We start from the raw sequence: 20,820 nt of genomic DNA, 5'->3' as shown, positions 1-20,820 counted from the left end.
GGGCGATGGGGGCCCGCCGAAGGCCCGCTAGGGGCGGTGTGCTCCCGCGGGGCCGGATCCGGCGTCGTCGTTCCCCTCGCCGTCGGCCTTGCCGTCCTCGGCAGGGCTCCGGGCTTCCCGCTCGCGTGCCTTCGCGTCGAGATCCTTCTGCTCCTGCTCACGCCGTCGGCGTTCCTGCTCGCGCGCCTGCTGCCGCCGCTGTGCCTCGAGGTTCTGGAGGAAGGCGGGATCGTCATCGGGTGCGGTGGGCTTGCGCGGTGCGGGCCGGCGCGGACCGGACGGGCCGTCGTTGCGCGGCCGGCCGAGGAGGAACCACATGCCGGCTCCGATGAGAGGCAGGACGAGGATCGTGATGAACCACGCGGTCTTGGAGATGCTGCGTACCTCGTGTTTGCGGCTCATCACGCAATCGATGAGCGCGTAGATGATGACGGCGACCCCGAGGATCGCGGCGAACAGCAGGAGGCGAGGCATGCGCCAATTGTAGGCGAGTAAACTTGGAGCGTGGCCTTCCTCAAATTCAGCGCCCTGCGCCTCCTGCTGATCGTCGTGTTCTACGTGGCCTGCGTGCTGCTGGGCCTCGGACTGTTCTTCTCCGCCGTGGTCGCCGCGGTCCTCGCCTGGTGCCTGACCTACCTCTTCGCCCGCGACCTCCGGGACGCCGCGGCAGCGACGCTCCAGCGTCGGTTCACGCCGGGGGCACCACCTGTGCGCACCGCCGTCGAGCTCGACGACGCGGCCGCGGAGGACGCACTGGACCCCAATACGCCGGTCAACTCCGACCGCAAGCCCCGCGCCTAGCAGGACCCGCGCAGGAGGACCCGCCAGGACCTCCGGAGCTAGGCGAGCGCCGTGGTGATGACGATGCCGGCGCCGAACAGGATGCTGAAGGCGAGGTTGATCAGGCCCGTCTGCTTCAGGACCGGGATCAGGCTCTTGCGCTTCTTCCCCTTCAGCATCAGCCAGCTGGGCATGAGGCAGGCCGGGATGAGCAGGAGCACCAGCAGCACCCACGGGTAGTCGTAACTGAGCGACAAGGGCAGCAGGACGGCTGCCGCCAGCATCATGACGTAGCTGATGCGGGCGGCGGTGTCGCCCAGCCGCACCGCCAGGGTCCGTTTGCCCACCACGCTGTCCGTGGGGATGTCGCGGACATTGTTGGCCATGAGGAGCGCCGTGGCGATCAGCCCGGTGCAGACGGCGCCGATCCATGCCGGTGCGGAGAGCTGGTCGGCCTGCGTGTACGTGGTGCCGAGGGTGGCGACGAGCCCGAAGAACACGAAGACGAAGACGTCACCGAGCCCCAGGTAGCCGTACGGGTTCCTGCCGCCGGTGTAGCCCCACGCCGCCGCGATGCAGCCCACGCCGACCAGCAGGAGTATCCAGGCCTGGGACAGGACGATCAGGGCGAGGCCCGCCAGCATCGCGACGCCGAACGCCGCGAAGGCCGCCCGCTTCACCTGCCGCGGCTCTGCTACGCCGGAGCCGGTGAGGCGGAGAGGCCCCACGCGCTCGTCGTCGGTCCCGCGGATGCCGTCCGAGTAGTCGTTGGCGTAGTTCACGCCGACCTGCAGCAGCACGGAGACGATCGCCGCCAGCACGGCGTTGACGGGCTTGAACCCGCCGAGCCCGAAGGCCGCCGCGCTGCCGATGATCACCGGGGCGAACGCCATCGGCAGGGTTCGGGGGCGGGCTCCTTCGAGCCACTGAGCGGCAGTCGCCACGGGGAGGTCCTTCTGGTCGGTGCGGATGTCGGAGGAGCCCTCTGCCCGGAGGGTCAGGCGCGTTCGAGCAGGGTGTGGATGGTGCGGCGGTCCGGCTTGCCGCCCGGCAGGAGGGGGAAGGCGTCCAGGGTCACGATGGCCTTCGGCACGGCGTGTGCTCCCAGTTCGACGTGGACCGCCTGGCGGATGACGTCGGCGTCCACGTCGCCCACGATCGCCGCCGCCACGGCCGTGCCCCACTCCTCGCTGCGGAGGCCGAGGACCATGGCCTGTTCGACGCCCGGAAGCGCCTCGATCACGTCGGTGACCCTCGCGGCGGAGACCTTCAGGGCGCCGGTGATGATGACGTCGTCGAGCCTGCCGTGCACCGTCACCGAGCCGTCGAGGGCCACGTCCCCGGCGTCGTCGGTCGCGAACCACCGCTGGCCGGCATTGAAGACGAACCGCTCCTCGGTGAGCTCGGGCGCGCCCAGGTACCCCTCGGCGAGGACCGTCCCACCGATGCGCAAACGTCCGTCGACGGAGCGGAGGTCGACGCCGTCGAGCGGGACGCCGTCGTACACGCACCCTCCGCAGGTCTCGCTCATGCCGTAGGTCTCGACGATCCGCAGGTCGTGGCTGCGTGCCAGGGAACGCAGGGCGGAACCGGCAGGTGCGCCGCCGAGGAGGATCCGGTCGAAGCGCCGCAGGACCCGCAGGGTCTCCGGGGAGGGATCGGTCAGCAGGCGGTGGAGCTGCGTGGGCACCAGCGATGTGAAGCGGACCTTGTCCGTCAGTTCGGCGGCCCCCGCCGTGAAGGCTGCCGGGGTGAACCCTGCCGAGGTGTCCATGACCCACGGCTGCGTCCCGGCGAAGAGCGACCGGACGAGCACCTGGAAGCCGGCCACGTAGTGCACCGGCAGGGTGAGGAGCCACTGTCCCTCGGCCTTCAGGGCGAAGGCCGTCCCCATGGCCGAGGCGGCGAGGGCGTCGACGCTCAGCATCGTCTGCTTGGGCGTGCCGGTGGACCCGGAAGTACTGATCACGGCGGCGATCTCGTCGTTGGGCAGCGTGCCCCGGAACTCCTGGTCGGGCAGCACGTGGGGCGCGACGGCGGGACCCTCGCCCGCGAGTGCCGCGGCGAGGGATGGGAGCAGCTCCAGGGGATCGGAACCGTCCGGGGTATGGACGGGAAGAAGTTCCACGCCGCTCCTAGAAGTAGTAGGGGAACGAGGACCAGTCTGGAGCGCGTTTCTCGAGGAACGCCTCCTTGCCCTCCACGGCCTCGTCGGTCATGTAGGCGAGGCGCGTCGCCTCACCCGCGAAGACCTGCTGCCCGGCGAGGCCGTCGTCCGCCAGATTGAAGGCGAACTTCAGCATACGGATGGCCTGCGGGCTCTGCCGGGCGATGTCCGCCGCGTATCCGAGCGCCACCACCTCCAGCTCCGCATGATCGACGGCCTCATTGACGGCCCCCATCTCCACCATCTCCACCGCAGAGTACTCACGGGCCAGGAAGAAGATCTCCCTCGCCTTCTTCTGCCCGATCTGGCGCGCGAGGAGCGCGGACCCGTATCCGGCGTCGAAGCTGCCCACGGTCGCGTCGGTCTGCTTGAACTTCCCGTGCTGCGCCGAGGCGATCGTCAGGTCCGCGACGACGTGCAGGCTGTGCCCTCCGCCGGCTGCCCAGCCGTTGACGACGGCGATCACGACCTTCGGCATGGTGCGGATCAGGCGCTGCACCTCGAGGATGTGGAGCCGTCCGGCGCGTGCCGGGTCGATCGTCTCCCTCGTCTCACCGTCCGCATAGCGGTAGCCGTCCCGGCCGCGGATCCGCTGGTCGCCACCGGAGCAGAACGCATGGCCTCCGTCACGAGGACTCGGCCCGTTGCCGGTCAGCAGGACCGTCGCGACGTCGAGGGTCATGCGGGCGTGGTCGAGCGCGCGGTACAACTCGTCGACGGTGCCCGGACGGAAGGCGTTACGGACCTCGGGGCGGTCGAACGCGATGCGCACCGTGGGGAGGTCGCGCACCACGTCGCCGTCGTGGTCGCGCTCCACCTGGCGGTGGTAGGTCAGGTCCGTGAAGTCCTCGAATCCCGCGACGACACGCCAGCGGGCGGGGTCGAAGGTGTCGGATACCGAGGCGGGAAGCTCTGAAGTCACCCGTCGAGTCTAGCCGCGCGGGAGGTACGCCCTGCCGTGCTTCGTGCGCGATACACGCCGCCGTGCGCCGGGGCCGAACGATCCGGGTGCCGCGGCTTCCGGTCACGGCGCAGGCGGGGGATCCGCGGTACCGCCGGCGGAGGCGACGACGGCGGCTGCCACGTCCCTCAGCTTCAGGTTGCGGACGCTGGAGGCGCGCTCGAGGAAGGTCAGCGCCTCCTTCTGCGAGCAGTGGTTCTGCGCCATCAGGATCCCGACGGCGGTGTTGATCGTCGACCGCGAACGCAGGGCGGCATCGAGATCGTCCCGCTCGGAGGCGAGCACGGCGAGGCGGACGGCGAGCCGGAGTGCATTCGAGGTCTCGCGGACGAACTCGTGCGCGACGCCGATCGACGCGGCAGAGAAGGCGTCAGGGGACGAGCTGTAGAAGTTCAGGCCCGCGTTCGCCTCGTCGGCGAGGTGGAACGGCGTGCCGAGGATGGAACGTACTCCCTGTCCGCCCGCCGTCTGCAGGTAGTCGGGCCACCGGTCGTCCTGCAGCGTGTCCGGGACGTACACCGTCTCGAGCGAGCGGGCTGCCGTGATGCACGGCCCCTCGGCCACCCGGTTCTGCTCGTCGTCCAGTCGCCGCGCGTCCTCGCTGCTCCAGGCGACGGTCATGGGGCGGCGCCGGCGCAGCAGGGAGACGGCGCACATCACCTGGTGGTCCGGCGTCGTGAGGTGGCGCGCGGCCCGGGTGGCGATCTCCTACAGGAAATCGTGGACGTCCCCCGTTTCGGTCACGAAGTCCAGGAGATCGCTGTCCACCGATTGCTCGACGGCGCTGCTGTCATCGGTCCCGTTCGGCGTCATCGGATCACCGTAGTCGGCGCCGACGGCCGATGCAGGAGTCTTCTCCGTCGACGATGGGCCGTGCGCCGCCCGCCGGACTGTGCTTGCTAGGCTTCGGCGCATGGACGCCGCACCGGTCTCGAGCCCGCTCCACCCAGTCCCGCCCGTCCGCTCCGGCGCGTCCTTGCCGCCCGCCGAGGGCCGAGCATCGTCAGGCTCGCACTCACCGGCCGCCGGAGCCACGGCGCCGGGTCCCCTCTGGGACGGAGCGGTGAACGCGCGTGACGTCGGAGCGGCCGTGTCCGCCGTGCAGCCGGGGCGCCTCTACCGGATGGGCCGGCACGAGTGGGTCACGGAGGCGGGGTGGGAGCAGGCCTGGGAGCACGGCGCCCGCACCGTGATCGACCTGCGCAATCCGTTCGAGCTGGGACGACGTTCCCAGGACCCACGCGTCCGGCCGGATGTCCTCGCCCGGTTCACGGTCCTCAACCTGCCGACCGAGGACCAGACGGACGCCGACTTCATGGCGTTGACCGGCCCGTACCTGAACACCCCCGAGCACTACCGCGAGAACCTGTACCGCTGGCCGGAGAAGTTCGGGGCCATCGCCCGGGCGTTCGTCACCGCCCCACCCGGCGGGGTCGTCATCCACTGCGCCGCCGGCAGGGACCGGACGGGCATGGTGGTGGCGCTGCTGCTGGCCGCCTCCGGCATCCCGCATCCGGAGATCGGCGCCGACTACGCGAGAGCCGTGACGGCGATCAATGACCGCTACCGGGGCCAGGAGGTGCCACACGAGACGCCACGCTCCCACGAGGAACTGGCCGAGTGGCTCGCCGTCGCGCAGGGTCACCTCGGAACGCTGCTGTCCTCACTCGACGCCGCGCGCTACCTGCTCGACGCCGGGCTCACGGAGGCCGAGCTCGACCTGCTGCGCGAGCGGCTCACCGGTTCGCGAGCGCCCGTGCAGGCCTAGCGACGCCGACCGGCGGGCGGTGTCCGGGCCGGGAGGCCGGCTCCGCAGGCCCCGAAGGAACCGCTGGAATCACAGGCCCCGAAGGAACCGCTGGAACCGAAGGCCCCGCAGGAATCACAGGAACCACAGGAACCACAGGAACCACAGGAACCACAGGAACCACAGGAACCACCGAGCATCGAGGTCCGCGGGGCCGCTCGCCCCCGACGGGAGATCGCTGCCCGACGGGACCGGGTGCTGCCTGGACCTGTCCGGCGGGAAGGGGTGATCAGCGCTGCAGCTGGGCGAGGTTGACCGAGCTGCGGACGGCGGGGAAATACCCCGACTTGTACCCCTCCGCCGTCGGGTGCAGATTGTCCACCGCGCCGGCGCGGAAGGTGATCCACGGCGACGGCGAGCCGAGGCCGTGGCCGTCGAACTTCTGCACGAGGTCCACGAAGGTGTACCCGTGCGCCTCGGCCTGCTTCCGGATGACCGCATTGAGCGCATCCGTTCCGGCGTTGAAGGCCGTCTGCGAGGCGACGGGGATGACCGGGATGCCGAACTCGGGGGAGAACAGGTGGGGGTACCCGGTGACGGCGACCGTCGCGTTCGGCGCGGCCGCGTCGATGGAATCGAAGAGCGTGTCCAGGTTCCGGTCGAGCGCCGGCAGCGCTGTCGCGTTCTTGCCGGCGATCACCTGGGCGCATACGGCCGTGGACTGCGTGGCGCACGCACCGGCGATCTCGCCGAATCCGACGTCGTTCCCGCCGGCCGAGAGGGTGACGAGGTCCGTGGCGGGGGAGAGCGCGCCTGCGGCCGCCACCCGAGCCACCTGTTCGGGGAGATCGAGCGCGCCACCCGGCTCCGTGGCGGCCTTGGCGCCTGCGCAGGTGGCGTCGGCGACGAGCTGCACCTGCTTCTTGCCATCGAGGATGCCGGGTAGGCCCAACGGTGACTGACCGCACCCGTTCACGTAGGAGCCGGCACCGAAACCGGAGGCATAGGAGTCACCGAGTGCGACATAGGAGAGCGGCTGCTTCGGCGCTGCTGCCGCGGGGGCGGCGCCACCGGCCAGGATGGCGGAGGCTGCGGTCGCGAGGACGGCGAACCTGAGGGAGTGCTGACGGAGGACACGCGCGGCGGGAGTCATGGCCTAACGGTACTCGCGGATCAGCGCTTGTCGAGGAGGAGGTTCGTGATCCTCAGGGTGCACAGGCGCCGGCCTGCCGCATCGGTGATCAGGACCTCGTGGGTGGTGAGGGTCCGGCCCAGGTGGAGCGGGGTCGCGGTGATGGTGATGACGCCCTCGCGCGCACTCCTGTGATGGGTCGCGGACACGTCGACACCGACGGCCGTCCTGCCCTGGGTGGAGGCGTGGATGACCGCCGCCCAGGAGCCGACGGCCTCCCCGACGGCCAGGGAAGCGCCGCCGTGCAGCAGTCCGAAGGACTGGCGGTTGCCCTCGACGGGCATCGTGGCGACCACGCGTTCCACCGACTGCTCGAGGATCCTCACGCCCATCTTCTCGTCGAGCTCGCCGAGGGTGATGGTCCAGGGTGCGGGGGATTCGTGGGTCACGGCTGCGGTCTCCGGGGCGGTGGAACGGGGTCGGTCGACGGCAACTCTAGCCCTTCCCCGGGGGAGTCCTCGGGTTCCCGATCGCGTCCTTCCGGTAACGATCCCATCACGAAGACCATCATGTCCCGCCCCTGACCTGCGACGATGCCGCGCTCTCGAAGTCTCTCGACTACCGTGGAAGCGCTCCCACTTGACAGTGCCGTACGTCACAGTCAGGATGATCTGACAGCGTGAGAGCGCTCCCACCGCTCCTGATCAGCGTGGCGGGAACCGACGTCTTGGGCTGCCGAATCCACTCGCTCCGGCGGCGGGTTCCGGGTGCTCCCGGTTCTCGCCGCCGCCACCCCCGTCCTGGTCCCGGTTCGTCATCCATCGCGGTGAGAGAACCCGTCCGGCCGCCAGGAAAGTCCACCCAAAGAAACCCCTCGACAGCCCTGCGCCCGCAGGTGTCGAAGCTGACAAAGGAGTCACCCGTGCACAGCAGAGCACGCATCACAGCACTTTCCGCCGCGGCGGCATGCCTCGCCCTGGCCCTCACCGCCTGCGGATCCGGCGGAACCGAGAACGCAGGAACCGAAGGCGAGACCGGCACCGAGGACGTCACCCTCTCGGTCGGCACCTTCAACGAGTTCGGCTACGAGGAGCTCTTCACCGAGTACGAGGAGCTCAACCCGAACGTCACGATCGAGCACAAGAAGGCTGCGACCTCCAACGAGGCCCGCGACAACCTCACCACGAGGCTCGCCGCCGGCTCGGGCCTGTCCGACATCGAGGGCATCGAGGTCGACTGGCTGCCCGAACTGCTCGAATACCCCGACCAGTTCGCCGACCTCAGCGATCCCGCTGTCGAGGGCCGCTGGCTGGACTGGAAGATGGCGGCCGCGACCACCGAGGACGGCCAGCTCATCGGCTACGGCACCGACGCCGGCCCCCAGGGCGTGTGCTACCGCGCGGACCTCTTCGAGAAGGCCGGCCTGCCGAGCGACCGCGAGTCCGTCGCGGACATGCTCGACGGCTCCTGGCAGGACTACTTCGACGCCGGGAAGGAATTCGTCGCCGCCAGTGACGGCGTCGCCTGGTTCGACTCCGCCGGAGCCACCTACCAGGGCATGATCAACCAGGTCCAGAACGCCTACGAGGACAACGAGGGCGCGGTCATCGCGACCGACAACTCCGAGGTCAAGGACATCTACGAGCAGGTCCTCCAGGCCTCCGTCACCGACGGCCTCTCGGCCCACCTCACGCAGTGGGAGGACGACTGGGTGGCGAGCTTCCAGTCCGACGCCTTCGCCACCAAGCTCTGCCCGGGCTGGATGCTCGGTGTCATCGAGGGCAACGCCGAAGGCATCGAGGGCTGGGACATCGCTGATGTCTTCCCCGGCGGCGGCGGCAACTGGGGCGGCTCGTACCTGACCGTCCCGACCCAGGGCGCCAACCAGGCCGAGGCGAAGAAGCTCGCCGAGTGGCTCACGGCTCCCGAGCAGCAGGTCAAGGCCTTCGAGTCGAAGGGGACGTTCCCCAGCCAGGTCGAGGCGCTCGAGAGTGACGCGCTGCTGGGCCAGACCAACGCCTTCTTCAACGACGCGCCGACCGGCGAGATCCTCGCGAACCGCGCCACCGCCGTCGAGGTCACGCCGTTCAAGGGCCCGAAGTACTTCGCCATCAACGACGCGATGCAGCAGGCGCTGACCCGCGTGGACGTCGACAAGACCGACGATCCCGACTCCTCCTGGGAGAAGTTCGTCACCGCTGTGGGCGCTCTGTAGCCGATGGCCGTCACGGACCGGGTCCACACCCCACCCCCTACGAGACAGCGGTCTCCACGCGACAAGAGCGTGAAGCGGCTGGCCTTCTCCCAGAAGGTATCGAAGTGGGACGTCAAGCTGTCCCCGTATCTCTACATCTCGCCGTTCTTCCTGCTCTTCGCCGTCACGGGCCTCTTCCCGCTGCTCTATACGGCATGGGTCTCGCTGCACTCCTGGAACCTCATCGGAGGCCAGGGCGAGTTCACCGGGCTGGAGAACTACGAGTTCGTGCTCGCGCAGCCGTTCTTCTGGAACGCGGTAGGCAATACGTTCAGCATCTTCCTCCTCTCGTCGGTCCCGCAGGTCGTCATCGCCATCGCCATCGCCGCGGTGCTGGATGCGAACCTCAGGGCCCGGACGTTCTGGCGGATGGGCGTCCTGGTTCCCTTCGTGGTGGCCCCTGTGGCCGTGGGGCTGATCTTCAACAACCTCTTCGCTGACCAGGCAGGCCTGTTCAACGAGATGTTGGTGGGGGTGGGCCTGGACCCGGTCCGTTGGCACTCCGACTCGCTGGCGAGCCACGCGGCCATCGCCACCATGGTCAACTTCCGCTGGACGGGCTACAACGCCCTGATCTTCCTCGCGGCCATGCAGGCGATCCCGAGGGACGTCTACGAGGCCGCGACCATCGACGGCGCGGGGCGGCTCCGCCAGTTCTTCTCGGTCACCGTGCCGATGCTGCGCCCCACCATCATCTTCGTGGTCATCACCGCCACCATCGGCGGACTCCAGATCTTCGACGAGGCCCGGGTGTTCGACCAGGCCGGCCTCGGCGGGGCGGACCGCCAGTGGCAGACGCTCACCATGTACATCTGGGAGCTCGGCTGGGGGCAGCGCAACTTCGGCAGGGCATCCGCCGTCGCCTGGCTGCTGTTCCTGATCATCGTCATCATCGCGATGGCGAACTTCCTCATCACCCGCCGCATCGCCAACCAGGGAGGCCGACAGTGAGCTCCGTCCCCATGATCGAGCAGACTGCGGGCAAGGGCGCTGCCCGGGCCGCCCAGCGTGGCCTGGGCGCCCGGCGCCGCGGAGGCGCCGGTGGAACCATGCGACGCCCCGGCTTCCTGACCTACGGCTTCCTCGGCGCGGTGATCCTCGGATCCGTGTTCCCGCTCTGGTGGTCCTTCCTCGTGGGCAGCCACGACAGCTCGGTGATCAGCAAGGGCGTCCCGTTGACGCCGGGCGGCAACTTCTTCGCCAATGCCGCCACCGTGCTGGACAGCATCCCGTTCTGGAAGGCCCTGAGCAACAGCATCATCGTCTCCACCGTCACGGCCGCCTCGGTGGTGCTGTTCTCCACGCTTGCCGGCTTCGCGTTCGCCAAACTCCGTTTCCGCGGCAGCAAGGTGCTGCTCGTGTTCGTCATCGCCACCATGGCGGTGCCCACCCAGCTCGGCGTGGTCCCGCTGTTCATCGTGATGGCGAAACTCGGGTGGACAGGGTCCCTCTGGGCCGTGATCGTGCCCGGCGTCGTCACGGCTTTCGGTGTCTTCTGGATGACGCAGTACCTTCGCGACGCCTTGCCGGACGAACTCATCGAGGCCGTGCGGATCGACGGCGCGTCGATGATCCAGGCGTTCTGGTACGTTGGGCTGCCGGCAGCACGGCCCGCAGCCGCGATGCTCGCACTCTTCACCTTCGTCGCCACGTGGACCAACTTCTTCTGGCCGTTCATCGTGCTGGATCCCTCCAACCCCACCCTTCCGGTGGCTCTGCAGCTGCTCCAGGCCGCGCACTTCGTCGACTACTCGATCGTGCTCGCCGGGGCCGTGCTGTCCACCATCCCGCTGCTGCTCCTCTTCGCCGTCGCGGGACGCCAACTCGTTTCAGGAATCATGCAAGGAGCAGTCAAAGGATGAGCAGCACCGACATCACCTTCCCCGAGGGTTTCCTCTGGGGAGCCGCCACCGCGGCCTACCAGATCGAGGGCGCAGCCCGGGAGGGCGGCAGGGGGCCGTCCATCTGGGACACTTTCAGCCGGGTGCCGGGAGCGGTGGCGGATGCACACAACGGCGACGTCGCGTGCGACCACTACCACCGGTCCGCCTCGGACGTCAGCCTCATGAAGAGCCTCAACCTGCAGGCGTACCGCTTCTCGACGTCGTGGTCGCGCTGCATGCCCGACGGCGTCACCCCGAACGCGGAGGGCATCGCGTTCTACTCGGCGCTCGTGGACCAGCTCCTCGAAGCGGGCATCAAGCCGTGGCTCACCCTCTACCACTGGGACCTCCCGCAGGCCCTGGAGGACGAGGGCGGCTGGACGAACCGCGAGACGGCCTACCGCTTCGCCGAGTACGCGGCGGTCATGCACGAGGCGCTCGGGGACCGGGTCCGCGTGTGGACCACGCTGAACGAGCCGTGGTGCGCGGCCTTCCTCGGCTACGCCGCGGGCATCCATGCGCCCGGCCGCCAGGAGCCGACGGCGGCACTCGCCGCCGCACACCATCTCCTGCTCGGGCACGGACTCGCCACGCAGGAACTGCGCCGGCGTGACGCGGAGGCGACCCTCGGCATCACGCTGAACCTCACCGTCCCCGACCCGCTCGATCCCGAGAGCGAGGCGGACCGCGATGCGGCCCGCCGGATCGACGGGCAGTTCAACCGCATCTTCCTCGATCCGGTACTCCGGGGCGCCTACCCCGAGGACGTCCTCGCGGACGTCGCGCACCTCGGTATGACGGAGCACATCCGTGAGGGCGACCTGGAGGTCATCGGCACGCCGATCGACGTCCTCGGGGTGAATTACTACCACGGCGAAGCCGTCACCATGACGCCGGCCGGGGAGTCCGTCCCCCAGGAGGGCCATGCGCCGCTCGAACGCCCGATCTCCTCGCCCTACGTCGCGGCACACGGCGTGCGTTCGGTCCCACGCGGCCTGCCCGTCACCGCGATGGACTGGGAGGTGCAGCCGGAGGGACTCCGCCGTCTGCTCAACCGCCTGCAGGACGAGTACACGGGACCCGCGGGGATCCCCGTGTACGTCACCGAGAACGGGGCGGCCTACGACGACGTCCCGGACGAGGGTGGCTTCGTGGACGACCAGGACCGCCTCTCCTTCTTCGACCAGCACGTCCGGGCCATGAAGGACGCGATCGATGACGGGGTGGACCTCCGGGGCTACCTGGCCTGGTCCCTCCTGGACAACTTCGAATGGGCGTGGGGCTACCACCAGCGCTTCGGGCTGGTCCGGGTGGACTACGCGACGCAGGAGCGCATCCCGAAGGCCAGTGCCCTCTGGTACGCGCGCCTCGCCGCGACCAACGCACTCAGCGCCGACGCCTCGGCCGCGGACGCGGGAAAGCCGGGTGTCGTATTGTCGAGGTGATGAACGCCTCCCCGCCCCGGTCACTGCGCCAGGTGCCAGGCCGCCCGAGCCCCACGCTCGAGGACCTGGCCCTGGCCGCCGGGGTGTCGCGCTCCACGGCCTCACGCGCGATCAACGGAGGGGACCGCGTCAGTCCCGAGGCCCAGGCAGCCGTGGACCGTGCCGTGGTGTCCCTCGGCTACATCCCGAACAGGGCTGCCCGCAGCCTGGTGACGCGGCGCACCTCGTCGATCGCGCTGGTCATCCCCGAACCCGACGTCCGGGTCATGATGGATCCCTTCTTCGCCGTCGTCATCACCGGGATCACGGAGGCGCTCCGCGAGACCGACGTCCAGCTCGTGCTGCTGATGTCGAGGACCGACGACGACTCCGCGCGCACCCTGCGCTACCTCCGCGGAGGCCACGTGGACGGCGCGATCGTCGTCTCCCACCACAAGGCCGATTCCTGGGCGAGATCGCTCTCCGAGACCGGCCTGCCCACCATCTTCATCGGCCGCCCCTGGGACACGGCGTTCGACGTCACGTATGTGGATACCGACAACGAGGGTGGCGGGCGCATCGCCGCCCGGCACCTGAGCGGCATCGGTCGCCGCAGGCTCGCGACCGTCGCCGGACCCGCGGACATGACGGCCGCCGTCGACCGCCTCCGCGGCTGGCAGGCGGGCCTCCGCGAGGCGGGCCTGCCCGAGGGGCCGGTGGTCCACGCCGACTTCACGACCGACGGGGCCGCCGCTGCTGCCCGGCGGCTGCTGGCCGAGCACCCGGACATCGACGGCATCTTCGCCGCGTCGGACCTCATGGCGCTCGGCGTCATGGAGGCCATCCAGGCGGCGGGCAGGAGCGTGCCGGGGGACATCGCCCTCATGGGCTACGACAACCACGCCGTGGCGGAGACGGCCGCCACGCCCCTCACGACCATCACGCAGCCCATGGTCGAGATGGCCGTGAAGGCGGGCACCATGCTCCTCGAGGAGATCGAGGCTCCGGGCTCGCACCCGGAGCCCGTCATCTACTCGACCGAGCTCGTGGAACGCGCCAGCACATCCGTGGCGCCGACGGCCTCGGCGGCGAAGGCGTAGTCCCACGCGATGTCGCGCCAGCGGGAGTAGCGTCCGCTGGCGCCGCCGTGTCCACCGTCCATCTCGGTCTTCAGGACGATCGGCTCCGTGCCCGTCGTCGTCTCCCTGAGCTGCGCCACCCACTTGGCCGGCTCGACGTACAGGACCCGGGAGTCGTTGTAGCTCGTGACGGCCGCGATCCGCGGGTAGGCCACGGGCCGGACGTTCTCGTAGGGCGTGTACTCCTTCATGTACCGGTACACCTCGGGGTCCGTGATCGGGTTGCCCCACTCCTCCCACTCGAGCGCGGAGAGCGGGAGCTCCGGGTCGAGGATGGTGGTCAGGGCGTCGACGAACGGGACCTGCGCCACGATCGCCCGGTACTTCTCGGGCGCCAGGTTCGCGACGGCACCCATGAGCAGTCCGCCCGCCGAACCGCCGATCGCGGCGATGCGCGCAGGGTCCGCCCAGCCCGAGGAGCCGATGTAGGTGGTCGCATCGACGAAGTCGGTGAACGTGTTCTTCTTCGCGAGCTTCTTGCCCTGCTCGTACCAGGTCCGGCCCATCTCGCCGCCCCCACGGATGTGCGCGGTCACGTAGACGATGCCGCGGTCCAGGAGCGAGAGCCGCGCGATCGAGAAGGCGGGGTCCATGCTGACCTCGTAGCTGCCGTAGGCGTAGACGACGGCGGGATGCGTGCCGTCCTGCGCGAGGTCGGCGCGGCGGACCACCGACAGCGGGATCAGCGTGCCGTCCGCGGCCGGAGCCCACTGCCGCTCGGCGACGTACTCCGCCGGGTCGTACCCGCCACGGACGTCTGTCTCCTTGCGCAGCTCCAGTGAACCGGCCGCGAGGACGTAGTCGTAGACGCGTGGCGGAGTGAGGTAGGACGTATAGGACAGCCGGATGACGGGGGACTCGAACTCGGCGTTCGCGAGGTTGCAGGTGAACAGTTCCTCGTCGAAGTCGGGTTCCGTCGGCAGCTCCTGGTCGCTCGACCCGAGACCTGCCAGCGGCAGGACCTGGACGCGCTCGATGGTGTCCTTGCGGACCGAGAGGACGAGGTGCGTCTGCGTGACGGTCAACCCGTTCACGCGGACGGCGTCGTCGTGCGGGAGGACTGTGGTCCACTCCTGGTCCGCGAGCGGGCGGTCGAACTCCGAGGCCCGTACGAGGCTGACCATCGAGTTCCTCGCGTCGCGGTCGTGGGTGAGCAGGTAGTGCGCGGCGCCGTCGATGACGACGGGCTCGGCGTCGTACAGGATCCGCTCGTCTCGGGAGATCAGCGTGGTGAGGCCGGCGTCGGGCCGCGCGAGGTCCAGGACGCGGTACTCGCTGTACTCGGAGCAGCCGATGCTGATGAGGAGCTGCGTGCGGTCCGCCGAGACCTCGAAGCCCGTCCACATGGCGACGTCGTCCTCCTGGTAGACGACGTCGTCGTCCGTCACCGCGGTGCCGAGGGTGTGCGAGCGCACCTGGTACGGGCGCCACGAGTCATCGACGACGGTGTAGTAGACGCGGGATCCGTCGGGGGAGAAGGCGAGGCCGTAGAAGACGTTCGGCACCTCGTCGGGGAGGAGCTCGCCGGTCGTCAGGTCCTTGACGCGGAGCGTGAAGCGCTCGTCGCCGGCGTTGTCCTCGCAGTATGCGAGCAGCGTCCCGTCCTCGGTCACGGACAGGCCGCCGAGGGAGAAGAAGGGCTTGCCCTCGGCGAGCTCGTTCCCGTCGAGCATGATCTGCTCGCCGGGCACGGGGCGGCCGGGCACCACCTCCGGCGGCGTCCAGTCACGGCCGACATCACCCGTGTCCGCCGCGGCGACGCGGCACTGGATGCCGTACTGCTTGCCCTCCTCGGTGCGCGAGTAGTACCACCAGCCCTTCTTGCGGGCGGGCACCGACAGGTCGGTCTCCTGGGTGCGGTCCTTGATCTCCGTGAAGATGGCCTCGCGCAGCGGCTCCTGGTGCCGGGCCACGGCTTCGGTGTAGGCGTTCTCGCGCTCGAGGTACTCGATCAGCTCCGGACTCTCCTTGTCGCGCATCCACTCGTAGTGGTCGACGAAGGTGTCGCCGTGGTGCGTGCGGTCGGAGGGGACCTTCCTGGCGGCGGGCGGGACGGGGACTTCAAGCGCGGTGGCGTCAGCGGTCATGGCTCCCATCTTGCCACTGCCCGCGCGGCGGAGGGCGACCCGCCGGGCCCGGTCTCCTGGGTCGGGTTGCCGCCGGTTGACCGTGCAGGGTGGGCATGTAAGGGTGGAGCAGGCCTTTACAGAACGAGCGTTCAGTAATTCGTTCCGAGCGACGGGGCCGAACCTGTGACGACGAGGGAGACGACCATGGCCGAGGCATTCCTGGTAGGGGGAGTCCGCACCCCCGTGGGCCGTTACGGCGGGGCACTGTCCAGTGTCCGCCCCGACGATCTCGCAGCCCTCGTCCTCTCGTCGGTGGTCCAGCGTGCCGGCCTCGATCCGGCCGCTGTCGACGAGGTGATCCTCGGCAACGCGAACGGCGCCGGCGAGGAGAATCGCAACGTCGCGCGCCTCGCGTCCCTGCTCGCAGGGTTCCCGGACACCGTCCCCGGCATCACTGTCAACCGCCTGTGCGCATCCGGCCTCTCCGCCATCATCATGGCCTCCCACATGATCAAGGCGGGTGCCGCGGACATCGTGATCGCGGGCGGCGTCGAGTCCATGAGTCGCGCGCCCTGGGTCATGGAGAAGCCGGACAAGGCTTTCGCCAAGCCGGGCGCCGTCGTCGACACCTCCATCGGCTGGCGCTTCACCAATCCGCTGCTCGCCGCACGGGAGAAGACCACCTACTCGATGCCCGAGACGGCCGAGGAGCTCGCCTCGGTGGACGGCATCACGCGCGACGACGCCGACGCCTTCGCGCTCCGGTCCCACGAGCGGGCGCTGGCCGCGATGGAGGCGGGGCGCTTCGACGACGAGATCGTGTCCGTGCAGGTCAACCGGGGCCGCACGTCCTTCGCCGTGGACACCGACGAGGGACCGCGCGCCGAGACGACCCTGGCGGTCCTCGGTGGACTCCGACCCGTCGTCCGGCCGGGCGGGATCGTCACGGCCGGGAATTCCAGCTCGCTCAACGACGGCGCGTCCGCCGTGATCGTCGCCTCGGAGGCGGCCCTGCAGCGCTACGGGCTGACGCCACGGGCCCGGATCCTCGACGGTGCCTCCGCCGGCGTACCCCCGGAGATCATGGGGATCGGTCCCGTACCCGCCACGCAGAAGGTCCTGGACCGGACCGGAGCGGGCATCGCCGATCTCGGCGCCGTCGAACTCAACGAGGCCTTCGCCACGCAGTCCCTCGCGTGCATCCGCCGCCTCGGTCTCGACGAGGAGATCGTGAACCGGGACGGCGGGGCCATCGCCCTCGGCCACCCGCTCGGCTCCTCGGGCTCCCGCATCGCCATCACCCTGCTGGGGCGCATGGAGCGGGAACTCAGCGGGGAGGCGCGCCGCCTCGGGCTCGCGACCATGTGCGTGGGCGTCGGCCAGGGCACCGCGATGCTGCTCGAGGGCGTCTGATGCCCGCCGCGCTGAAGCTCACCGAAGTCGAGGGCTCGAATGTCCTGGTCGTCGAACTCCACCGGCCCGAGGTCCGCAATGCCATCGACCGGCAGATGGTCGATGAGCTGCATGCCGTCTGCGCGGACCTCGAGCGCGCTCCGCGCACGCTGATCCTGATCGGGTACGGCGGCGTGTTCGCCTCGGGCGCCGACATCGCCGAGCTGCGGGAACGGCGGCGCGACGACGCCCTCGCGGGCATCAACTCGACCCTGTTCGCCCGCATCGCGGCCCTGCCGATGCCCGTCATCGCCGCCCTCGACGGCTATGCGCTCGGCGGCGGCGCCGAGCTGGCCTTCGCCGCCGACCTCCGCATCGGCACCCCCCGCCTGAAGATCGGGAATCCCGAGACGGGCCTCGGCATCCTGCCCGCCGCCGGAGCCACGTGGCGCCTGAAGGAACTCGTGGGGGAGCCGCTCGCGAAGGAGATCCTCCTCGCAGGGCGCATCCTCTCCGCGGAGGAGGCCCTCGACGCACGCCTCATCTCCTCGGTCCACGAGCCCGACGAGCTCCTGGCGGCTGCCCACGGACTCGCGGACCGGATCGCCCGCCAGGACCCCCTCGCCGTCCGGATCACCAAGAGCGTCTTCCACGCCCCCCGGGAGTCACACCCCGTGATCGACCAGCTGGCGCAGGCCATCCTGTTCGAGTCCGAGGCCAAGTTCGATCGCATGCAGCACTTCCTCGACCGGAAGAAGGGTTCCTGATGACCTCCCTCGACGTCCCCTCAGTCGTCGGTGTCCCCGCCTCCGTCGGTGTGCTCGGCGGCGGTCGCATGGGCGCGGGGATCGCGCACGCCTTCTGCCTCGCGGGCGCGCGCGTCGTCGTCGTCGAGCGTGACGACGCTGCAGCCGCGGCCGGGCTCGACCGCGTGACGCAGGCCCTCGGCCGCAGCGTCGACCGCGGGACGACGCCGGATGACCTCGGAACCCTGTCCGCCCGCGTCTCGGTCTCCACGGACTACGCCGCCTTCGCGGACTGCGGGCTCGTCGTCGAGGCGGTTCCCGAGGACCTGGACCTCAAGCGTCACGCACTGCGGGCCGTCGAGGACGTGCTCGACGGCGGCGCCTGGCTCGCCACGAACACGTCGTCGCTCTCGGTCGATGCGCTGGCCGGCGCCCTGCGGCGGCCGGAACGGTTCTGCGGCCTCCACTTCTTCAACCCCGTCCCCGCCTCCGCCCTGATCGAGGTGGTCGTGGGCAGCCAGACCTCCCCGGAGCTCGAGGCCGCCACGCGGACCTGGGTGACCGCGCTCGGGAAGGCGCCCGTCGTCGTGCGGGACACCCCCGGCTTCGCCAGTTCGCGACTCGGCGTCGCGATCGCCCTCGAAGCCATGCGCATGCTCGAGGAGGGCGTCGCGTCGGCGGAGGACATCGACGCCGCGATGGTCCTCGGGTACCGGCATCCGGTCGGGCCGCTGCGCACCACCGACCTCGTGGGCCTCGACGTCCGCCTCGGCATCGCCGAATACCTCGAGTCCACACTCGGCCCCCGTTTCACCCCGCCGGCCATCCTGCGTGACAAGGTGGCCGCGGGGCACCTCGGACGCAAGAGCGGCCGCGGCTTCTTCGACTGGGAGGATGCGCCGTCGTCCTCCGTCTCCCCTCCTCCCTCGGCACAACCAGCGAAAGGTGAGCGGCCATGACCACCGCCCCGGAACGAGTACAGATCGACGTCGTCCCCAGCTTCATCGAGGACGCCTGGTGGACGCCCGACCGCGCGGCCGCGGACGACGACGGCACCGTGGTTCGCGACGCCAGCACGGGCGAGGAGCTCGCCGTCGTCAGCACGGCCGGCATCGACACCGCCGCGGCGATCGGGTTCGCGCGGACCACGGGGCAGGCCGAGCTCGGTCGCTTCACCTTCCACGAGCGCGCCCTGAAGCTCAAGGAGCTCGCCCAGTACCTCAACGCCCACCGTGAACCGCTGTACGAGCTGTCCGCGAAGACCGGCGCCACGAGGATCGATTCGATGGTGGACATCGACGGCGGCATCGGCGTGCTCTTCACGTTCGGCTCGAAGGGCCGCCGCGAGCTGCCGAACTCGCACGTGATCGTCGACGGTCCGCCCGAGGTGCTCTCGAAGGACGGCTCCTTCCTCGGGACGCACATCCACACGCGGATCCCGGGCGTCGCCGTGCAGATCAACGCCTTCAACTTCCCGGTGTGGGGCATGCTCGAGAAGCTCGCCCCCGCGTTCCTCGCCGGCGTCCCGACCATCGTGAAGCCCGCCACGCCCACCGGGTTCCTGACCGCCGCCGTCGTGAAGCTCATCATCGGCTCGGCGATCCTGCCGACGGGCGCGCTGCAGCTGATCTCCGGTCCCGCCCGCGACATCCTCGACCACCTCGACTACCGCGACCTCGTCTCCTTCACCGGTTCGGCCTCGACTGCCAATCACCTCAAGTCGCACGCATCCATCGCGCGCGGCGGCGTCCGCTTCACGGGCGAGACGGACTCCCTCAATGCGGCCATCCTGGGACCCGACGCCGTCCCCGGCACCCCCGAGTTCGACGCCTTCGTGAAGTCGCTCGTCACGGAGATCACGGTCAAGGCCGGCCAGAAGTGCACGAGCATCCGGCGGTCCATCGTGCCCGAATCCCTGGTCGAGGACGTCGTCCGGGCTGCCGGCGATCGGATCCGGGAGCGGGTGACCCTCGGGGATCCACGCGCCGAGGGCGTCACGATGGGCGCGCTCGCCTCCCTCGCCCAGCTCGAGGGGGTGCAGGAATCCGTGCGCGAACTGATCGCGGGCGGCGCGTCCCTGGCGTTCGGGTCGCTGGACGCGCCCGACGTCGTGCTCGCCGACAACACCTCCGGCAAGGCGCCGGGCGGGGCGTTCATGGAACCGGTGCTGCTCACCTGGCAGGACGTCGAAGCCGGGGCGCTCCACTCGGTCGAGGCCTTCGGCCCCGTCGCGTCGGTGATCGGGTACGACGACGTCCAGCACGCCGTCCGCCTCGCGGCCCTCGGATCCGGTTCGCTCGTCGCCACGGTCTGCACCAACGACCCCGCTGTGGCGCAGCAACTGGTCCTCGGCATCGCGGCGCACCACGGCCGCGTGCTCATCCTGAACCGCGAGGACGCCCGCTCCTCGACCGGGCACGGCTCGCCCGTCCCGCACCTGGTGCACGGTGGGCCCGGCCGGGCCGGAGGCGGCGAGGAGCTCGGCGGGATGCGCTCGGTGCTGCACCACATGCAGCGCACCGCGGTCCAGGGCTCCCCGAACATGCTCACGAGCATCACCGGTGAGTGGCACACGGGAGCGGACCGCCGCTTCGACGACGTCCACCCGTTCCGCAAGGACCTCGCGACGCTGCGGATCGGCGACAGCGTCCGGTCCGCACTGCGGCAGGTGACGCTGGCGGACATCACCGCCTTCGCCGAGACCACGGGCGACACCTTCTACGCGCACACCAACGAGGAGGCCGCTGCCGCCAACCCGTTCTTCCCCGGCATCGTGGCGCACGGTTACCTGCTGCTCTCCTGGGGCGCCGGCCTGTTCGTCGATCCCGAGCCCGGGCCCGTCCTCGCCAACTACGGCCTGGAGAATCTGCGCTTCATCACGCCGGTCGCCGCGGGTGATTCCATCCGGGTCACGCTGACGGCCAAGCGCATCACGCCGCGGGAGACCGACGAGTACGGCGAGGTGGCCTGGGACGCCATCCTGCACAACCAGGACGACGAGATCGTGGCGACCTACGACGTCCTGACCCTCGTGCAGAAGTAGCCGGAGCTGCTGGTCCCGGTTCGGGGCTGCCGTTCCGCCCACTCCGGGGCCGTCGGGACGCGTTCCTCCCACTGGCCGAGGCC

19 protein-coding genes are annotated in these 20,820 nt (G+C 70.0%); 11 read left to right on the top strand and 8 right to left on the bottom strand.

What is annotated here, in order from left to right:
• Positions 1–27: 27 nt before the first annotated feature.
• Positions 28–474: a PLD nuclease N-terminal domain-containing protein gene (locus FNH21_RS04890; RefSeq protein WP_152812698.1), complete on the bottom strand. Its 447-nt coding sequence runs from the start codon at positions 472–474 to the stop codon at positions 28–30.
• A 30-nt stretch (positions 475–504) separates the two neighbouring features.
• Between FNH21_RS04890 and FNH21_RS04885 the strand changes: the two genes are divergently transcribed.
• Complete coding sequence (locus FNH21_RS04885; RefSeq protein WP_191931625.1) at positions 505–801, top strand: DUF4229 domain-containing protein; 297 nt, start codon at positions 505–507, stop codon at positions 799–801.
• A 38-nt stretch (positions 802–839) separates the two neighbouring features.
• On the opposite strand, the gene FNH21_RS04880 is transcribed toward FNH21_RS04885, so the two are convergent.
• From FNH21_RS04880 to FNH21_RS04865, 4 genes are all read right to left on the bottom strand, one after another.
• Positions 840–1,724: a 1,4-dihydroxy-2-naphthoate polyprenyltransferase gene (locus tag FNH21_RS04880; protein ID WP_191931624.1), complete on the bottom strand. Its 885-nt coding sequence runs from the start codon at positions 1,722–1,724 to the stop codon at positions 840–842.
• 53 nt (positions 1,725–1,777) lie between these two features.
• Positions 1,778–2,908 (bottom strand): AMP-binding protein, encoded by a 1,131-nt coding sequence (locus FNH21_RS04875; protein ID WP_191931623.1) that lies wholly within the window; start codon positions 2,906–2,908, stop codon positions 1,778–1,780.
• A gap of 7 nt (positions 2,909–2,915) precedes the next feature.
• A complete protein-coding gene (locus FNH21_RS04870; protein WP_191931622.1) occupies positions 2,916–3,869 on the bottom strand; it encodes a 1,4-dihydroxy-2-naphthoyl-CoA synthase in 954 nt (317 codons plus the stop codon).
• Positions 3,870–3,971: 102 nt separating this feature from the next.
• Positions 3,972–4,613, bottom strand: coding sequence for a GAF and ANTAR domain-containing protein (locus tag FNH21_RS04865; RefSeq protein WP_338403201.1), 642 nt, complete (start codon positions 4,611–4,613; stop codon positions 3,972–3,974).
• A 208-nt stretch (positions 4,614–4,821) separates the two neighbouring features.
• On the opposite strand from FNH21_RS04865, the gene FNH21_RS04860 reads away from it, so the two are divergent.
• The gene (locus FNH21_RS04860; RefSeq protein WP_152812695.1) at positions 4,822–5,676 is read left to right on the top strand and encodes a tyrosine-protein phosphatase; all 855 of its coding nucleotides are present in this window, start codon (positions 4,822–4,824) and stop codon (positions 5,674–5,676) included.
• A 268-nt stretch (positions 5,677–5,944) separates the two neighbouring features.
• On the opposite strand, the gene FNH21_RS04855 is transcribed toward FNH21_RS04860, so the two are convergent.
• Positions 5,945–6,808: an SGNH/GDSL hydrolase family protein gene (locus FNH21_RS04855; protein WP_152812693.1), complete on the bottom strand. Its 864-nt coding sequence runs from the start codon at positions 6,806–6,808 to the stop codon at positions 5,945–5,947.
• Between the two features lie 20 nt (positions 6,809–6,828).
• Positions 6,829–7,179: a PaaI family thioesterase gene (locus tag FNH21_RS04850; RefSeq protein WP_152814035.1), complete on the bottom strand. Its 351-nt coding sequence runs from the start codon at positions 7,177–7,179 to the stop codon at positions 6,829–6,831.
• A 530-nt stretch (positions 7,180–7,709) separates the two neighbouring features.
• Here FNH21_RS04850 and FNH21_RS04845 point away from each other — a divergent pair.
• Genes FNH21_RS04845 through FNH21_RS04825 form a run of 5 tightly spaced genes read left to right on the top strand, consistent with a single transcriptional unit; the run spans position 7,710 to position 13,448 of the window.
• Positions 7,710–9,002, top strand: coding sequence for an extracellular solute-binding protein (locus FNH21_RS04845; RefSeq protein WP_191931620.1), 1,293 nt, complete (start codon positions 7,710–7,712; stop codon positions 9,000–9,002).
• 3 nt (positions 9,003–9,005) lie between these two features.
• Positions 9,006–9,992, top strand: coding sequence for a carbohydrate ABC transporter permease (locus FNH21_RS04840; protein WP_152812691.1), 987 nt, complete (start codon positions 9,006–9,008; stop codon positions 9,990–9,992).
• An 11-nt stretch (positions 9,993–10,003) separates the two neighbouring features.
• Positions 10,004–10,903: a carbohydrate ABC transporter permease gene (locus FNH21_RS04835; RefSeq protein WP_152812689.1), complete on the top strand. Its 900-nt coding sequence runs from the start codon at positions 10,004–10,006 to the stop codon at positions 10,901–10,903.
• Positions 10,900–12,369, top strand: coding sequence for a GH1 family beta-glucosidase (locus tag FNH21_RS04830; RefSeq protein ID WP_152812687.1), 1,470 nt, complete (start codon positions 10,900–10,902; stop codon positions 12,367–12,369). The genes FNH21_RS04835 and FNH21_RS04830 overlap by 4 nt, the downstream gene beginning before the upstream one ends.
• On the top strand, positions 12,369–13,448 hold the full coding sequence (locus FNH21_RS04825; protein WP_055767590.1) for a LacI family DNA-binding transcriptional regulator: 1,080 nt from the start codon (positions 12,369–12,371) through the stop codon (positions 13,446–13,448). Before FNH21_RS04830 ends, FNH21_RS04825 begins: the two co-directional genes overlap by 1 nt.
• Here FNH21_RS04825 and FNH21_RS04820 read toward each other — a convergent pair.
• On the bottom strand, positions 13,379–15,574 hold the full coding sequence (locus tag FNH21_RS04820) for a S9 family peptidase (RefSeq protein WP_152812685.1): 2,196 nt from the start codon (positions 15,572–15,574) through the stop codon (positions 13,379–13,381). The genes FNH21_RS04825 and FNH21_RS04820 overlap by 70 nt on opposite strands.
• A 186-nt stretch (positions 15,575–15,760) precedes the next feature.
• Here FNH21_RS04820 and FNH21_RS04815 point away from each other — a divergent pair, with 186 nt between their 5' ends.
• Genes FNH21_RS04815 through paaZ form a run of 4 tightly spaced genes read left to right on the top strand, consistent with a single transcriptional unit; the run spans position 15,761 to position 20,737 of the window.
• Complete coding sequence (locus tag FNH21_RS04815; protein WP_152812683.1) at positions 15,761–16,969, top strand: thiolase family protein; 1,209 nt, start codon at positions 15,761–15,763, stop codon at positions 16,967–16,969.
• A complete protein-coding gene (locus tag FNH21_RS04810; RefSeq protein WP_152812681.1) occupies positions 16,969–17,715 on the top strand; it encodes an enoyl-CoA hydratase/isomerase family protein in 747 nt (248 codons plus the stop codon). Before FNH21_RS04815 ends, FNH21_RS04810 begins: the two co-directional genes overlap by 1 nt.
• Positions 17,715–18,653 carry a 3-hydroxyacyl-CoA dehydrogenase family protein gene (locus FNH21_RS04805; RefSeq protein ID WP_152812680.1) on the top strand — a complete coding sequence of 313 codons (939 nt, stop codon included), beginning with the start codon at positions 17,715–17,717 and terminating at the stop codon, positions 18,651–18,653. The genes FNH21_RS04810 and FNH21_RS04805 overlap by 1 nt, the downstream gene beginning before the upstream one ends.
• Positions 18,650–20,737: a phenylacetic acid degradation bifunctional protein PaaZ gene (gene paaZ, locus FNH21_RS04800; RefSeq protein ID WP_152812678.1), complete on the top strand. Its 2,088-nt coding sequence runs from the start codon at positions 18,650–18,652 to the stop codon at positions 20,735–20,737. The genes FNH21_RS04805 and paaZ overlap by 4 nt, the downstream gene beginning before the upstream one ends.
• The last annotated feature ends 83 nt before the right edge of the window (positions 20,738–20,820 follow it).

Origin of the sequence: Arthrobacter bussei (assembly GCF_009377195.2) — a bacterium.
Classification (GTDB): Bacteria; Actinomycetota; Actinomycetes; order Actinomycetales; family Micrococcaceae; genus Arthrobacter_D; species Arthrobacter_D bussei.
This window is presented reverse-complemented; position numbering and strand designations above follow the sequence as displayed.

What these genes read in the sequence shown, in the direction of transcription:
- FNH21_RS04890 (WP_152812698.1), bottom strand. Translation starts at nt 474, where the DNA reads ATGCCTCGCCTCCTGCTGTTCGCCGCGATCCTCGGGGTCGCCGTCATC.
- FNH21_RS04820 (WP_152812685.1), bottom strand. Translation starts at nt 15,574, where the DNA reads ATGACCGCTGACGCCACCGCGCTTGAAGTCCCCGTCCCGCCCGCCGCC.
- FNH21_RS04850 (WP_152814035.1), bottom strand. Translation starts at nt 7,179, where the DNA reads ATGGGCGTGAGGATCCTCGAGCAGTCGGTGGAACGCGTGGTCGCCACG.
- FNH21_RS04815 (WP_152812683.1), top strand. Translation starts at nt 15,761, where the DNA reads ATGGCCGAGGCATTCCTGGTAGGGGGAGTCCGCACCCCCGTGGGCCGT.
- FNH21_RS04830 (WP_152812687.1), top strand. Translation starts at nt 10,900, where the DNA reads ATGAGCAGCACCGACATCACCTTCCCCGAGGGTTTCCTCTGGGGAGCC.
- paaZ (WP_152812678.1), top strand. Translation starts at nt 18,650, where the DNA reads ATGACCACCGCCCCGGAACGAGTACAGATCGACGTCGTCCCCAGCTTC.
- FNH21_RS04835 (WP_152812689.1), top strand. Translation starts at nt 10,004, where the DNA reads ATGATCGAGCAGACTGCGGGCAAGGGCGCTGCCCGGGCCGCCCAGCGT.
- FNH21_RS04840 (WP_152812691.1), top strand. Translation starts at nt 9,006, where the DNA reads ATGGCCGTCACGGACCGGGTCCACACCCCACCCCCTACGAGACAGCGG.
- FNH21_RS04810 (WP_152812681.1), top strand. Translation starts at nt 16,969, where the DNA reads ATGCCCGCCGCGCTGAAGCTCACCGAAGTCGAGGGCTCGAATGTCCTG.
- FNH21_RS04805 (WP_152812680.1), top strand. Translation starts at nt 17,715, where the DNA reads ATGACCTCCCTCGACGTCCCCTCAGTCGTCGGTGTCCCCGCCTCCGTC.
- FNH21_RS04855 (WP_152812693.1), bottom strand. Translation starts at nt 6,808, where the DNA reads ATGACTCCCGCCGCGCGTGTCCTCCGTCAGCACTCCCTCAGGTTCGCC.
- FNH21_RS04860 (WP_152812695.1), top strand. Translation starts at nt 4,822, where the DNA reads ATGGACGCCGCACCGGTCTCGAGCCCGCTCCACCCAGTCCCGCCCGTC.
- FNH21_RS04825 (WP_055767590.1), top strand. Translation starts at nt 12,369, where the DNA reads ATGAACGCCTCCCCGCCCCGGTCACTGCGCCAGGTGCCAGGCCGCCCG.